This is a genomic window from Parasediminibacterium schistidii, from assembly GCF_046546515.1.
Classification (GTDB): Bacteria; Bacteroidota; Bacteroidia; order Chitinophagales; family Chitinophagaceae; genus Parasediminibacterium.
In genome coordinates this window covers 1-13,234 of record NZ_JBKHKJ010000041.1, presented here as the reverse complement: position 1 = coordinate 13,234, position 13,234 = coordinate 1, and the positions used below count along the sequence as shown (strand labels likewise).

13 protein-coding genes are annotated in these 13,234 nt (G+C 38.5%); 3 read left to right on the top strand and 10 right to left on the bottom strand.

The window, feature by feature from the left end; genetic code table 11:
* Positions 1-65 precede the first annotated feature (65 nt).
* From ACHFIY_RS17525 to ACHFIY_RS17500, 6 genes are all read right to left on the bottom strand, one after another.
* Positions 66-701 (bottom strand): deoxynucleoside kinase, encoded by a 636-nt coding sequence (locus ACHFIY_RS17525; protein ID WP_410847421.1) that lies wholly within the window; start codon positions 699-701, stop codon positions 66-68.
* A gap of 177 nt (positions 702-878) precedes the next feature.
* On the bottom strand, positions 879-1,889 hold the full coding sequence (trpS, locus tag ACHFIY_RS17520) for a tryptophan--tRNA ligase (RefSeq protein WP_410847420.1): 1,011 nt from the start codon (positions 1,887-1,889) through the stop codon (positions 879-881).
* A 178-nt stretch (positions 1,890-2,067) separates the two neighbouring features.
* Positions 2,068-2,904 (bottom strand): type 1 glutamine amidotransferase, encoded by an 837-nt coding sequence (locus ACHFIY_RS17515; protein WP_410847419.1) that lies wholly within the window; start codon positions 2,902-2,904, stop codon positions 2,068-2,070.
* Positions 2,905-3,097: 193 nt separating this feature from the next.
* The gene (locus ACHFIY_RS17510; protein WP_410847418.1) at positions 3,098-3,841 is read right to left on the bottom strand and encodes a tRNA threonylcarbamoyladenosine dehydratase; all 744 of its coding nucleotides are present in this window, start codon (positions 3,839-3,841) and stop codon (positions 3,098-3,100) included.
* Between the two features lie 135 nt (positions 3,842-3,976).
* The gene (locus ACHFIY_RS17505; RefSeq protein WP_410847417.1) at positions 3,977-5,092 is read right to left on the bottom strand and encodes a S1C family serine protease; all 1,116 of its coding nucleotides are present in this window, start codon (positions 5,090-5,092) and stop codon (positions 3,977-3,979) included.
* Between the two features lie 25 nt (positions 5,093-5,117).
* Complete coding sequence (locus ACHFIY_RS17500; protein WP_410847416.1) at positions 5,118-5,684, bottom strand: RNA polymerase sigma factor; 567 nt, start codon at positions 5,682-5,684, stop codon at positions 5,118-5,120.
* Between the two features lie 156 nt (positions 5,685-5,840).
* Here ACHFIY_RS17500 and ACHFIY_RS17495 point away from each other — a divergent pair, with 156 nt between their 5' ends.
* A complete protein-coding gene (locus ACHFIY_RS17495; RefSeq protein WP_410847415.1) occupies positions 5,841-6,035 on the top strand; it encodes a hypothetical protein in 195 nt (64 codons plus the stop codon).
* Between the two features lie 329 nt (positions 6,036-6,364).
* On the opposite strand, the gene ACHFIY_RS17490 is transcribed toward ACHFIY_RS17495, so the two are convergent.
* Positions 6,365-7,363 carry an acyl-CoA reductase gene (locus tag ACHFIY_RS17490; protein ID WP_410847414.1) on the bottom strand — a complete coding sequence of 333 codons (999 nt, stop codon included), beginning with the start codon at positions 7,361-7,363 and terminating at the stop codon, positions 6,365-6,367.
* A gap of 59 nt (positions 7,364-7,422) precedes the next feature.
* Between ACHFIY_RS17490 and ACHFIY_RS17485 the strand changes: the two genes are divergently transcribed.
* Positions 7,423-7,770, top strand: coding sequence for a 4Fe-4S dicluster domain-containing protein (locus tag ACHFIY_RS17485; protein WP_410847413.1), 348 nt, complete (start codon positions 7,423-7,425; stop codon positions 7,768-7,770).
* 404 nt (positions 7,771-8,174) lie between these two features.
* Positions 8,175-9,110 (top strand): transglutaminase-like domain-containing protein, encoded by a 936-nt coding sequence (locus ACHFIY_RS17480; RefSeq protein WP_410847412.1) that lies wholly within the window; start codon positions 8,175-8,177, stop codon positions 9,108-9,110.
* 986 nt (positions 9,111-10,096) lie between these two features.
* Here ACHFIY_RS17480 and ACHFIY_RS17475 read toward each other — a convergent pair.
* From ACHFIY_RS17475 to ACHFIY_RS17465, 3 genes are all read right to left on the bottom strand, one after another.
* Complete coding sequence (locus ACHFIY_RS17475; protein WP_410847411.1) at positions 10,097-10,594, bottom strand: SRPBCC family protein; 498 nt, start codon at positions 10,592-10,594, stop codon at positions 10,097-10,099.
* Positions 10,595-10,688: 94 nt separating this feature from the next.
* The gene (locus ACHFIY_RS17470; protein WP_410847410.1) at positions 10,689-11,807 is read right to left on the bottom strand and encodes an ABC transporter permease; all 1,119 of its coding nucleotides are present in this window, start codon (positions 11,805-11,807) and stop codon (positions 10,689-10,691) included.
* A 218-nt stretch (positions 11,808-12,025) separates the two neighbouring features.
* Entirely contained in the window at positions 12,026-12,817 is a 792-nt protein-coding gene (locus ACHFIY_RS17465) for a DUF4350 domain-containing protein (protein WP_410847409.1), read from the bottom strand.
* Positions 12,818-13,234: the final 417 nt, after the last annotated feature.

Sequence of the window (13,234 nt, the reverse complement as noted above, 5' to 3'; positions counted from 1 at the left end):
TTGCCAATCTTTTGAAGGTTGGCAACTCTTGTGATACCCAAAATAATAACTAGAATGGCAATTCTTTAGAACAAGCCAAATAACTGGCTGTCTATTTTATTGATTACTTCCCCAAGGTGTTCCTCGTTTTCTGCAAACTTGTTCTTGTCGCAATCTATAATCAGCACAGGCCCTTCTTTGTAACCCTCAATGAATTTATCGTAGTATTGGTTTAATTTTTTCAAGTAATCAAGGCGAATATTTTCTTCATATTCCCTTCCTCTTTTCTGAATTTGGAACACAAGTGTGGGCACAGATGCTTTTAAGTAAATAAGCAAGTCTGGCGGCTGCACCATCGATTTCAGCGTTTGGAAAAACTGGTAATAATTATCAAAATCCCGCTTGCTCATCAGGTTCATGTCATGCAGATTGGGCGCAAATATATTTGCATCTTCATAAATTGTCCTGTCCTGTATCACGGTTTCTGTTCCTCGCTGAATATCTAGCAATTGCTTAAGACGGCTGTTCAAAAAATATATCTGCAAATTAAAGCTCCACCGAGGCATGTCATCGTAAAAATCCATTAAATAGGGATTATGGTCCACGTCCTCAAACTGGGGAATCCATTTGTAATGCTTGCTCAGCATTTGTGTAAGCGTTGTTTTGCCTGCACCAATATTGCCAGCAACGGCAATGTGCTTTGGCTTTTTTAAATCTGACATATAATTAAGAATAACTTTAAAGCATGAAGTTTAATGTAATAGTATAAGCAGCCAAACAAAATAAAAATCAATTTTCGCTATCGCAAAAGCAACGAACTTAAAACAAAGATTTTTGATGGCAAGATTTAGTTTCCCCCATTTTTATAAAAAAATATCTATAAAGCTTTGCACGTATGTTTAATAGTTCACGCCTATTGCATTTCTTACGGCTGTAAGGGTAGCACTTGCACTTTCCCTAGCCTTTTCTGCCCCATGTTTGATAATGTGCGACAATAATATTTTGTCTGCTTGTATAGCCAATGCTTTTTCCCGGATTGGGGTTATAAACGTTACCATGTCTTCTGCTAATTGCTTTTTCATGTCGCCATAGCGTATAATGCAATTTCCTGTGCTGCTTGCATTAAAATCGTCTTCAAATTTTTGTGCTGCATCTGGAGTGCTAACCAAACGCATTAAAGTAAAAAGGTTTTGTATATAATCGGGCTTCGGACTGTTTGGCGTTTCTGGCCCTTGATCTGTTTTTGCCTTCATTATTTTTTTGCGTAGCAAGTCGTCTGTATCTGCCAAATACAAGGTATTCAACTGGTTTTCACTTTTGCTCATTTTTCCGTTGCCGTCTAGGCTCAATATTTTCACTAACTCGCCTCCATAGTTAAATGCTTGCGGCTCTGGCAACACATCCCCATATCGGTGATTAAACCGCTGGGCAAAATTGCGTGCCATTTCCAGGTGCTGCTCTTGGTCTTTTCCAACGGGCACTTTTACTGCCCTGTGGATTAAAATATCCGCTGCCTGTAATACAGGGTAGGTGAGTAATCCTGCATTAATATTGTCTGGCTGTAACCTTGCCTTGTCTTTGAAAGTAGTGGTTTTTTCCAATTCGCCTTTGTATGCCAGCATGTTTAGGTACAGGTACAGCTCTGCAATCTCCGGCACGTCGCTTTGCACATACAAAGCTACTTTTTCAGGGTCCAGCCCACAAGCAATGTTTTCTGCAATTACCCGGTGAACGGCAGTTTGCAACTCCTTGGTATCTGGGTGAGTGGTAAGGCTATGCCAGTTTGCTACAAAAAAATAGCAATTGTACTCGTCCTGCATCCTTACATAATTGCGCATTGCGCCAAAATAATTACCTAGGTGCAAAAAACCCGTAGGGCGTATGCCACTTAAAACAACCTCTTTTGCCATAAGGCGGCGAAGGTAATTATGAATTATGAATTATGAATTATGAATTATGAGCGATGGTTAGTTAGTGGTGCGTAATGAGTTTGCCAAAAAACCTGAAAGGGTTGAACAATAGTAGCCATGGGTGCAACCCGTGGTAGGCTGATATTGGAAACCATCCGTTTATTGGAAAAGCAAATGATTATAATTTGGAATGATGTATCACATCATTTAAAAAATTGGGAAGGATGTGGTTGTACGTCCATACAATTTTGTCGGGGTCTTGCAAGTGTGCTACCATGCTGCTCCATTTGGCTTCGCCATGCTCGTCTATCACGGCTTTTTTCTTTTCCTCGGTTTGCAGGTACATGCTCATACCAATGGGGTCGGCCTCGGGGTGGAACTGCGTGCCTACAAAATATTTGTTGAATCGAATGGCCATGACAGCCCTGTCGTAAGGCACATGCGGCCTTTCTTTTTCTATTGATAATACTTTGCCCCCAATCTTTTCCAATTGGGCATAATTTGGTTTTATCACTTGGTAATCGCGGCTGTCCACTGCATAAAATGGGTCTTTAAGCCCTTCAAATACAATCTCGCCAAAGCCATCTTGTAGCATGTGGATGGGGAACACGCCAAAAGAAGTGCTTTTGCGTTTGCAAACTACCCCAGTGTTGTAGTACCTGCAAGCTAGTTGAAAGCTATGGCAGATAAACAGCACCCTTTTTTTTATGGTGTTTGCAGCATCATTGTTCCATTGTTCTATTTGCTGCAACCAGTTAAAATATTTGTTTTCCCAAAGGGTTTCCTCCGAGTCTAAAGGGGAGCCTGGCCCCCCGCTGGAAATATAGGCATCGTAGCCTGTGCCGGGTACTTGAGCGTATTGGCGCACATCAAACTCGTCAAATTCAATAGCAATGCCATTGTCCGCAGCATATTGTATTATCAGTTCCCTTATACAGCGCATACCTTGGTTGGCTTGCCCTTCATACAAATCTAAAATAGCTATCCTTATTTTTTTGTTTGTTGTAGTACTCATAGCACTTGCAAAATTAAGGAAAACTCTGTTAAGGGTATATTCTAAAGGTGTATAAAAGTTTTTCGCCTTTAACTTTTAGATTTAGAAACTTTTAGAAAGTTACCAAATCGAGTCGACAAATCTATTGCTAGGGTTGCCAACCTTTTGAAGGTTGGCAACCAATGGTCTATTGAAAAAATGACGCAATATTCTTTTATATAGCATTGCCCTGATCAGGCACTTGCATCAACCCCCTTATTACCACGCTTGCCACCATGCAGCCAAAAATAGCGGGCATATAGCTAATTGTGCCAATAATAGATTTTTTGGGGAAGGCCTTTTCGCTTACAACAACCCTTTCTGCATCTATTACCTCTGGGCTAAATACTACTTGCAGCCCATTGTAAATGCCTACGCCATGCAGCCGTTTGCGCACATACCTAGCCAGTGTGCATTGATAGGTTTTTGATATGTCTGTTATTTGCACTAGGGTGGGGTCCACCTTGCCGCCAGCACCTAATGAGGTAACAATAGGTATATCCCTGTCTTTACAGGCTTTTATAAATTGCACCTTGGGGCCAAGGGTATCTATACAATCCACGGCATAGTCAAAATTGCTATCCGCTAGTAGTATCTCAATTAATTCATCTTTTACATATTGGGCAAGCACGGTTAGCTCTAAAGCTGGGTTAATGTCTTTTAGCCTTTCTGCCATTACTTCGGCTTTCAATTTGCCAGCAGTGGAGTGCAGCGCAGGTATTTGCCTGTTGGTATTGCTCAAGTCCACAGAGTCGTTGTCGACAATGGTCATTTTGCCAACCCCTGCCCTTGCAATCATTTCTGCACAAATGCCTCCTACCCCACCCAGCCCAACTACCAATACATTTTTAGACATTAGTGTTTCTATAGGCTTATCACCCAGCAGCAATTGTGTCCTGCTCATCCAATATGGTATCATTGTTTATATGCCATTTAGTAAACTACGAATGTAACAAGGAATAGTATAAAAAATAAAACCCTGGTTTGAAAATTCAAACCAGGGTTTATTGTATTTGTGTTCTTTTTTAGCTTTTATAGCTTAGCCGCAGGTATTTTATTTTGCCTTATTATATGCTTTTACCGAAAATACGCAGTCTTCTATTTTCTTCACCTGTGTTTTTCTTTCCTTTCCTTTTACGCTAGAAGTAACAGGCAGTTTTATTTTTTGGAAAGTAGTGTCTTCCTTCTTCAATTCTTCAATTAAAGAATAAAGGTTCTTGCTTTTAATAGCAAAGGTAACACCGTCTGCCTGTGTTTGGCGTGAGCTAAGCACACCAATTACTTCGCCATTTTTATTAAATACTGGCCCTCCACTGTTGCCTGGGTTGGAGTTCATTTGTATCTGGTAAGTAGCAGTATCGCCATTCAGGCCAGTATTTGAACTAAGGTAACCTTGCGTGTATGTAATATCGTTTTTAGGGAAGCCCAAAGTAAATATCTCCTCGCCTAAATCTATATTTGTTTTACCTATGCTATAAGGCAATGCTTTTATTGCTTTGAAATCTTCATCTTTTATTTTAAGGATGGCCAAATCTTGCTTGCCGTCTATAAAAACAATGTCAGCATTAAACTCGTCGCCATCATTGCTCACCACAATGGCACTGTTACCTTTTAATACGTGTGCATTGGTTACAATAAAGCCTTTGGTGTCAATCAAGAAGCCAGAACCCCCGCTTATCAGGCTTGCATTCTTAGGTAGTTTGCTTTTTACCTCGTTAATAATAGACCCTTGTACTTGCTGGTTTTTCTTAATCACGGCAAACTCCATGCTCAATTGCTGCAATTTGCTATTGCTAACAACAGGGGAAAAATAGGTAAACAACCCACTGATAACCAATGCTATTGCCCCGCCAACAGATGCCGCAATGGCCATATCTTTTTTGTATTTATGGTACATCTGCACCACTTTGCCTTTAAAGGAGGTTTTTAGGCCTTCGTCAATATTGCCTTGGAGTATCAATTTCTCATGGATGTCATTCAACTGGTGCTTTAGGGCAACCCTGTTGCTATAGCTATCTATCTGCTGCAAGAACATGGAATGTTCTACTACCATTTGGTCTATCTCTGGCGTGTTGTTTTTCAACTGCTCAAAATATGCCCTTTCATCAGGTAGCATTGTGCCATCGATGTAGCGCTCAATAGCCTGGAGCATTAAAATGTCTTCGTTCATAGTGGTCGTAATTACTTAACTTAGTTTATTCTCCTATATTGTACTGAGTAAAAAACAATTTTTTCAACCGCATCAAGCACTTGTACTTTTGGTTTTTTGCATTGTGTGCATTCGTATAACCAAATTCTTTCGCAAGTGCCTGCATGTCTAACTGTTTTAGATAAAACCCTTCTAGCAAACTTTTGCATGGCTCACCCAGGCTATTCAGCGCCCTATCCATGATAGTAAACTCGGCATTTCTTTTTAAATGGGTTTCCAAGTCTTCTTCCACCGAAACAGCCTCTTCAAGGCCATCAATTTGGTTGCTATATCTGCCCAACTGTTGGAGCCGTTTGAGCCAAAGCCGCCGGCATATGGAATATACATACGTGTTCAATTTAGAGGTTAAAACAAATGATCCGCCCTGTGCTTTTTCATATAGCGCAATCATTGCTTCCTGGAAAATATCCCTTGCATCGTCGTAAGTTCCATTGTTATTAGTAACGAATGACTGAATCATATTGAAGTTACTTTTATAAATAGCTTCAATCGCCTTCGTGTCGTTGTTCGCTAATCCTTTCAGTAATGCTTGTTCGTTTATTTCCGCTTTCACTGTGTATATTAATACTGTTGTTTAATTAAAAGTAACCCAAAACAAGCCTTAAAATTAATTTTAAAAAAAAATAAAAATAATAGGATTTTACTGGGTTACCTTTTATGCCCTAGTGGTATTAACTTTAAATTCACTCACAAAAAAAAGCTTCTTAACATGAAAAAATTATTGTTCGTATTTGTTCTTGGTGCATTCGCAGCTTGCGGTGGTGGTAAAACTGAAGCTCCTGCTGCTGATTCAACTAAAATGGTTGATTCAACTAAAATGGTTGATTCAACTAAATCTTTGGATTCAGCTAAAGCAAAAGTTGATACTGCTAAAGCAAAAGTTGATTCTATCAAGAAGAAATAATTGCTCAAATAACATCGGCTCTTTATACGCATAGCTTGCGGCTGATAGTTATTCAACTCTTTTCATATGGCAAGCAATCGTTAGAGGTCGTCCCGTTTCTACAGGATGACCCTTTTTTTGCCACAAAGGCACGAAAACACGAAAAGGCACGAAAAATATAAACCAAATCTAAAAGATTTTGCCACGAATGCACAAATAAACACGAATAAAAAAATATTAGTGCAACTTCATGTATTCATGCCAATAAACTTAGAAAAATAAACTTACTTTCTTTACCTTTTCTTCGTGCCACTTTCTGTTTTTGTGCCTTCGTGGCGAAAAATCTTATTCTACAAATCGCTTAAAAACAACATCGTGTCTACACCGTCGGCATAATCTTCCAAGGATGGTTGCTGGGCAGCACCAAAAGCTATATTGCCTTTGCCAACGATGCACTGGATAGATTCGTTGCTTTTCAGTTCCCCAAGTATTTTCTCTTTATCGGTATAAAACTCATAGTTCACCTGGCTTACTGGCGAAAAAATACTTTTTTCTTCTGCCAATACTATTGAGCCATTGGTCATGTAAAACCTACGCCCCATCATCAGCAAAGCCAATTGGTAATCGTAATTGTGCTTGTATTTATGGAAATCAAAATAATAGTCGTATTTTTTCAATGCCTCCAGCAGGGGCATAAAATTGTACCCGGTAGGCACATACAATTTGGTAATATTCCTGCAACCTAGCCCAAAGTAAAATTGAATATCATCAGCTAGTTTATCCAATTCACTTTCTGTTTCATCCCCGTCAAGCAAGGCAATCGATGTCCTGTTCCTCCTAATGATATTGGGGTATTTTCCAAAATAAAAATCAAAATAGCGGCTGCTGTTGTTGCTGCCAGTGGCAATATAGGCATCGCAGCCTTTTAGGTTCTCAGCAAATTGAATGTATGCTGCCACGCCATAGTCCCATTCAATCAATTTATCTACCAAGTGCTTGATAAGCACTGCGTCTTTTGAAGACATCTTGATTGTTTGCCTGTGCCCACTGATAAAAACGCACAAGAAATCATGAAACCCCACCAATGGTATGTTCCCTGCCATTACTATTCCTACATTTTTTTGCATAGCAGGCATATCCTTTACGCCATATTTACCCACCCATTGCTGCACTAAATTTTCCTGCAAAAAATGGATGGCTATGTTATTAATGGCAATCGAAATAAAGTTTTTCGTGAACCATGGATTTTCCCTTAGTGCTTTGTCTTTTATATTTACCCAGTTATCTTCACTACTTTGCATATAAATGCCAAGTTTTTCTACTATTTTTATGCGTTCTTGTAAATCCATTTTTTTTAAATCAGTTTACTCTTTTATTTTTACACCCAAACAAATTCAAAAGTACAGATATGGCTATTAAAATAACAGACGAATGTATCAATTGTGGGGCATGTGAACCAGAATGTCCAAATAATGCTATTTATGAAGGTGGTGTGGAGTGGGCTATTTCAGATGGCACTACCATCAAAGGCAGCTTTACCCTGCTTGATGGCACTGTGGTAGATGTGGCAGAACGTTTTGCCCCACTAAGCGTGGATACCTACTATATTTCCCCAAACAAATGCACGGAATGCCAGGGCTTTCACGAGGAGCCTCAATGCGCCGCTGTTTGCCCTGTAGATTGTTGTGTTCCTGATGAAATGTACGAGGAAACAGTAGAAGTATTGTTGGCCAAGAAAGAGAAAATGCACGTTTAATTTTTTGCTTTAAGTTTTGTGTTTTAGGTTTTAAGTTATACCAAGGGATTTATACGTTAATTTAGATTACAAACAAAAATGTTTGCAAAAGATTGAAAGAAAAATTTTGTGGTTTCAAAATGTTACCTACCTTTATTTTCTAACCATTGTTGCCGTAAATGGTAACACTATTACGGAAGGTGATATTTCCTCCCAAAAAAGGTGAAAAACGAAAATGGTTTTTCACCTTTTGCATTTAATTATTTTGCCACAAAGACGCAAAGGCTCGAAGAAGCACTAAGATGAGAAGAAGAAATAGATAATCTTTTTTTTCACCTTAACCTTTGTACCTCGTTGTGTTTTTTTGCCTTTGTGGCTCTTTGATTAAAATTGCACATCATTAGTACAATTCTATTATTTCACTTATGAAGCTTACCCAATACTATACCCTTATTGTTTGCGTGATAACAATTTCTTGTTCCGGGGTGCAAAATTCCACAACCGATGAAAGTAAATACCAAAAAAACGCAAGCTTTTCATTAATTTATAAAATAAAGCCCGAAGGTTATATAAGGAAATTATTCCTAAAGGTAAAAGTGCCTTATTCCATAAAAGACAGGCAATGGGTTAAAAGCATGGCTTTTTCTACCCAGCCAGACAGCGTTGTTTTAAAAAATGACTTGAACTATGCTTATTTCCATTTTGATAGTGTAGATGAGGCATTTAAGCTAAAGATTGACTGTGAGATAACTATATACCAGCAAATTAAAGAAATAGACACCTCGCAACTTGCCGCAGCTTATACACCAGAAAACCTTTCGGCTGAAAAATACATAGAAAGCGATTGCCCAGAAATACAAGACTTGGCAGCAGGACTAAAGCAGGCCAACAACGTAGAAACAGTAATGAAAACTTATAGTTATGTAAAGGAAAAACTAACCTACTATACCGACTATGGCCCAGACACGGTGGGTGCAAGAAGGGCATTGAAAAAAGGATATGGCGATTGTTCGGAATATTGCGATTTGTTTGTTGCCCTTTTAAGGGCCAACCATATACCAGCAAAATCGATTCACGGCTACACCATGGAAATGACTACTACTGGAAAGCATACTTGGGCAGAAGTGTTCCTGCCCAAAAATGGGTGGGTAATGATGGACCCTACAACAAGCCATGGGCATGTTACCAACGAAGACAATACCTATACTATTGCCCAGCGAAACAAGTACATCATCATGTCGCAGCAAAGGCACGACCCCGCAATATCTAAAAACTCAGACTATTACATCCATTACCAAAAAGGATCTTGGGATAGCAAGGTTAACATCCACGAATCATATAATAGCTACCTGCATAGCTAAATGGGGATAGCTATTTCGGAAACATTACTATACTGCTATTTTTTTTTAGAAATAACACTGGGTGCAACCAAAAATAAAAGTTTTTGGAATGAGAATTTTCATTCACTTGAGGAAAGGGTGCATAAAAGTTTTTCGCTTTTTAGTGAAAAAACACCCTAGTGCCACCCTGCCCGCCACTTATCCCAAAAAGCCGGAACAAACACCCCACAGGCAAGAAGATGGGATGCAAAACGAGAACACTTATACCATTTCTACACTATTACTTTTTCTGGGTTTTTTATTAAAATAGTTTCAGTTTTGACAATTTTCGGTTTTTTTCCTATTTGCGATTTTTTGAAAAATCGTTCCCATGCTTTTAAATCATTGATTATCAACAATAACGGCAAAATTTTATGCGCATTTTATGCCTATTTTGTGCCTATTTTTTGAGTAATTTGTGCATATTTTTTGCGTATTTTATGCTCATTTTGTGCGTACTTTCTGCGTACTTTATTGCTATAAAAACAAGGCAAATTTTTTAGGCTAAAACTATTTTAATATTAATAAAAAAAGAACTTTGATACAGATACTATTTGATTAGCTTGTAAAATACATTTAACCTGTGTTTTTAGCAAGTGCATTTCTGGCACAAAGATAAGGTTTTTAAAGATTTGGGAATATCGCCAAAAAGCGAAAACTCCTATACAACCATTTTACCACGAATGCACGAATGGCACTAATTTTACATATAAATTGGTTGTTTTTAGCTAAACACCAGTTGCTTGTAGGGAGACTTTTATGCACCCTGACGAAAGGATAAGGGGAAGCAAAGAACGGACACATTGTTAAATAGATATTTGGCTTCTTTGTAGGCTTTGCAATTATGCTTATTGGTATGTTCTTAAAAAAAAGTGATTCTATGGAGTTGTGTAGAAACCCTAGCATGCTAACTAAAACATGAGTAATTAGAACTTTACTAAAAATTGCCATAATCAAGTTTCAATTGATTAGGGGGCATCCAATATTTCTTTCAAGTGGTTCAAATTTTTCTCCATCATTGTTCCCATTATTTTATCGCTCATCATCGATGCAAAACGCTCCCACGGGTACCATTTGATGTGTTGCACAAACTGCCAGTGTACTACTGTGTTAGCCTGCCCTTTTTCTTGGAATAGTTGCAAGCTGCTTTCTTGAATACCGTTGTTCTTGGTGGCCCATGTTGCATTTACAATACTGTCCCCAATATGAGTAGGTGAAATGATTATTTCTGAACGGCCAATATGTGCTTTTAAAGGGCTTTCTATTATGGCGGTGCTATCATTGATGCCATCCATCCATTTTTTCCACCCATTGATGTCTTTTATAAATCTATAAACAGAGTCTTTTGGCACGCCAATGTCTATTGCCCTGGAAACCACAACTATAGAAGGGAATACTAAACCCAAAACAGTAGCCATTAAAAAAAATATAAAAAAACTAATAAAACCAAGCTTGATAAATTTCATAAATAGTTTTTGAGGCAAAATACAGGGAGGCAAAGAAGGGGTATTAGATTCTACCCTATACCATAATTCAAAACTCAAAACTCAAAACAAAGTGCTATTCCCACTTAAAAACCTTCCATACTACAAAATAAATAGCCACTATCCAAAGCCCCAGCACGCCAATATTTTGCCAGCACTCAAGGATGCTTGTACCTTCAAAAGATATTTTACGCATTGCTAGGTTAAAATGCGTGAGCGGCAATATTTTGCAGCAGTTTTGCAGCCAAACCGGGAACACGGTAATGGGGAAAAATGTACCAGACAGCAGCATTTGCGGCAAACTGAATATATTAATCATTAGTGGTATCATGGTGTCATTTTTCACGATGCTGGAGAAAATAAGACCTACACCCATTAGCATCAATAAAAACAAAACACTCATCAATACCATTTCTATAAAAGTAGCAAAGCCATGTGCCAGCGTGAACCCAATAAAAAAATGGCCTACACTAATCAATACAAGCACATTGATTAACTGGAAGAAAATCCTACTGAAACCAATGCCTAGCAATATGTTTAGCCTGTTTACAGGAGTGGCATAAAAGCGTTTCAAAACCAATTGTTCACGCAAATTGAAGAAGGTAAATGCTATGCCAAAAAGGGTGGAAAACAACAACGAGAAGCCAATTTGCCCAGGTAGTACAAAGTCTATTTGCTTGTACTGCCGCACATTATAAATGTCTTGTTTTATGGCTACAAAGTCCGATCTGTTGCCACTTAGTTTTTTCTCTAGTTTATCAGCAATATTTTCTAACAATGGTACTAGCTGCGACAAATCGGGGCTGCTTGCCGAGGTAGATTTAATGGTAAGGTTAAAATGCGGCAGTGCATTGCTTGTGTCGCTGCCACTTGCCGTTTTCTGTATGGTAAGGATACCTGTGAGGTTGCCTTTTTCAAGGTCTTGCCGCATCTTGGCGGTATCTGTATATTTTTTAAATACGATAAACGGCTGTTTTGCAATGGTTTGGTACAAGATGTTGCTAGTGTCGCACCCTTGCGACAAAGCTATGTTGAACTTAGTAAACCCGCCACCGCCAAATGCGCCAAAAATAAACACGAATATTAGTGGGAACAGCAAACTGAACACCAGCGACTGCGGGTTTTTCAGGTTTGCAATGAAGCTGGCTTTGGTAATGGCTCCTAATGCTTTTGACTGACTATACCTTTTATCCATAATAAGCGTTATAGCTGCAAATCTACCTGTTTATGCTAAAATAGAGCAAGCCATTTGTAACATTGATTACAGCTCAGGTGCAATTTACCAGGAAGCAACAAATACACAAGTGGGCACAAAGTTTGAAAGCAAGAAAAACACAAAGCATGAAATCCTTCTTTCTTTTCTTCGTGCTACTTTGAGTCTTTGTGCCTTAGTGGCAACTGGTTATGAATAATCTATTTCGCCAGCTTCCCAAACCATTTTACCAAGTCATCCGCTGCTTTGTCATTGTCCCAGCCTGTGTTTTCACCCAGCCTTCCGTTTAGGTATTCATTGTAAAACCAAGGGTCGCCCACTACTACTACCATGCCTTTGCCCACTTTGGCAGCAGCAGCTACTACATATTTTTCTGTTTGGTGTACTAAAATTGGCTTGGCAGTTTTTGACAAGCTAAGTGAGGTTACTTCTTTTAAATAAACATGCTTTGCAGTTTTAAAAATTTTGTCGTGTTTGGGTGTATAAAATGCTGCCATTTCAAATTCATCTCCCTTTACCCTGCTTTTAATGTCTTTGTTCAGGTGTATGCCAAATGCTTCTGTTAAATGGTTGAAATGTTCAAATTCTACATTCAAGCTGTCGTTGGCCAGCATCAATACAATCCCCCCCTTCTTTACAAAGGTTTCAATGGCTTTAATGTCTTCTGGTTGTATATAATTGGGCTTGGCTGTTTCTTTGTCTGTGTCTGGATCTACAATCAGGTAAACCGAAGTTCCCTTTAAATTGCTTGCGGTAGGGGCTATTTCCAGTGTTTTTAGTTTAAAGCCATTCTTGGTAAATACACTCCCTAATTTACTAAAACCGCTTTGGGCAGTATCTTCCCACATATAATGGAACCTTGCCATTTCGCCATTGGCCGCTTTCTTAAATTCATGATTGAAATAATAATCAAGGGTAACTGTTTTGGTTTGTGCAAAACCTGTTGCTATTGCAAGGCTACATGCAGCAGCTAATACATACTTTTTTTTCATAAACATTGTAAAACATTTCAGACAACAATATTAGGTATCATTTGGGTATAAAAGTAATTTTTGAGTACATTTCGAATCTTCGCTTTTTATTCCCCTCTTTTATTCATCATCAAGATATATAATTGATTGTGATAGGCGTACCCTTATTCCCGACATCACCCCAACCCGACCTCACCCCAACCCTCTCCAGAGGGAGAGGGAGCAAGAAAAAGGGAGAGGGGGCAAGAACAAACGAGGGAATAAGAAGAACTAAGCGAAGATTTGGAATGGGTTATTTTCTGCTTTTAAGTGATTTATTTTTTTGCTATTTCTCCTTTTTGCCTGTAATTCATTGATATTCAGTTATTTGTGTTTTTTAAGCTTCATTTTTTATTATAATTTAAATGAATTTTACGATAATGTATTGATAATGGAATG

What these genes read in the sequence shown, in the direction of transcription:
- ACHFIY_RS17470 (WP_410847410.1), bottom strand. Translation starts at nt 11,807, where the DNA reads ATGGATAAAAGGTATAGTCAGTCAAAAGCATTAGGAGCCATTACCAAA.
- ACHFIY_RS17495 (WP_410847415.1), top strand. Translation starts at nt 5,841, where the DNA reads ATGAAAAAATTATTGTTCGTATTTGTTCTTGGTGCATTCGCAGCTTGC.
- ACHFIY_RS17525 (WP_410847421.1), bottom strand. Translation starts at nt 701, where the DNA reads ATGTCAGATTTAAAAAAGCCAAAGCACATTGCCGTTGCTGGCAATATT.
- ACHFIY_RS17465 (WP_410847409.1), bottom strand. Translation starts at nt 12,817, where the DNA reads ATGAAAAAAAAGTATGTATTAGCTGCTGCATGTAGCCTTGCAATAGCA.
- ACHFIY_RS17515 (WP_410847419.1), bottom strand. Translation starts at nt 2,904, where the DNA reads ATGAGTACTACAACAAACAAAAAAATAAGGATAGCTATTTTAGATTTG.
- trpS (WP_410847420.1), bottom strand. Translation starts at nt 1,889, where the DNA reads ATGGCAAAAGAGGTTGTTTTAAGTGGCATACGCCCTACGGGTTTTTTG.
- ACHFIY_RS17480 (WP_410847412.1), top strand. Translation starts at nt 8,175, where the DNA reads ATGAAGCTTACCCAATACTATACCCTTATTGTTTGCGTGATAACAATT.
- ACHFIY_RS17485 (WP_410847413.1), top strand. Translation starts at nt 7,423, where the DNA reads ATGGCTATTAAAATAACAGACGAATGTATCAATTGTGGGGCATGTGAA.
- ACHFIY_RS17490 (WP_410847414.1), bottom strand. Translation starts at nt 7,363, where the DNA reads ATGGATTTACAAGAACGCATAAAAATAGTAGAAAAACTTGGCATTTAT.
- ACHFIY_RS17510 (WP_410847418.1), bottom strand. Translation starts at nt 3,841, where the DNA reads ATGATACCATATTGGATGAGCAGGACACAATTGCTGCTGGGTGATAAG.
- ACHFIY_RS17475 (WP_410847411.1), bottom strand. Translation starts at nt 10,594, where the DNA reads ATGAAATTTATCAAGCTTGGTTTTATTAGTTTTTTTATATTTTTTTTA.
- ACHFIY_RS17505 (WP_410847417.1), bottom strand. Translation starts at nt 5,092, where the DNA reads ATGAACGAAGACATTTTAATGCTCCAGGCTATTGAGCGCTACATCGAT.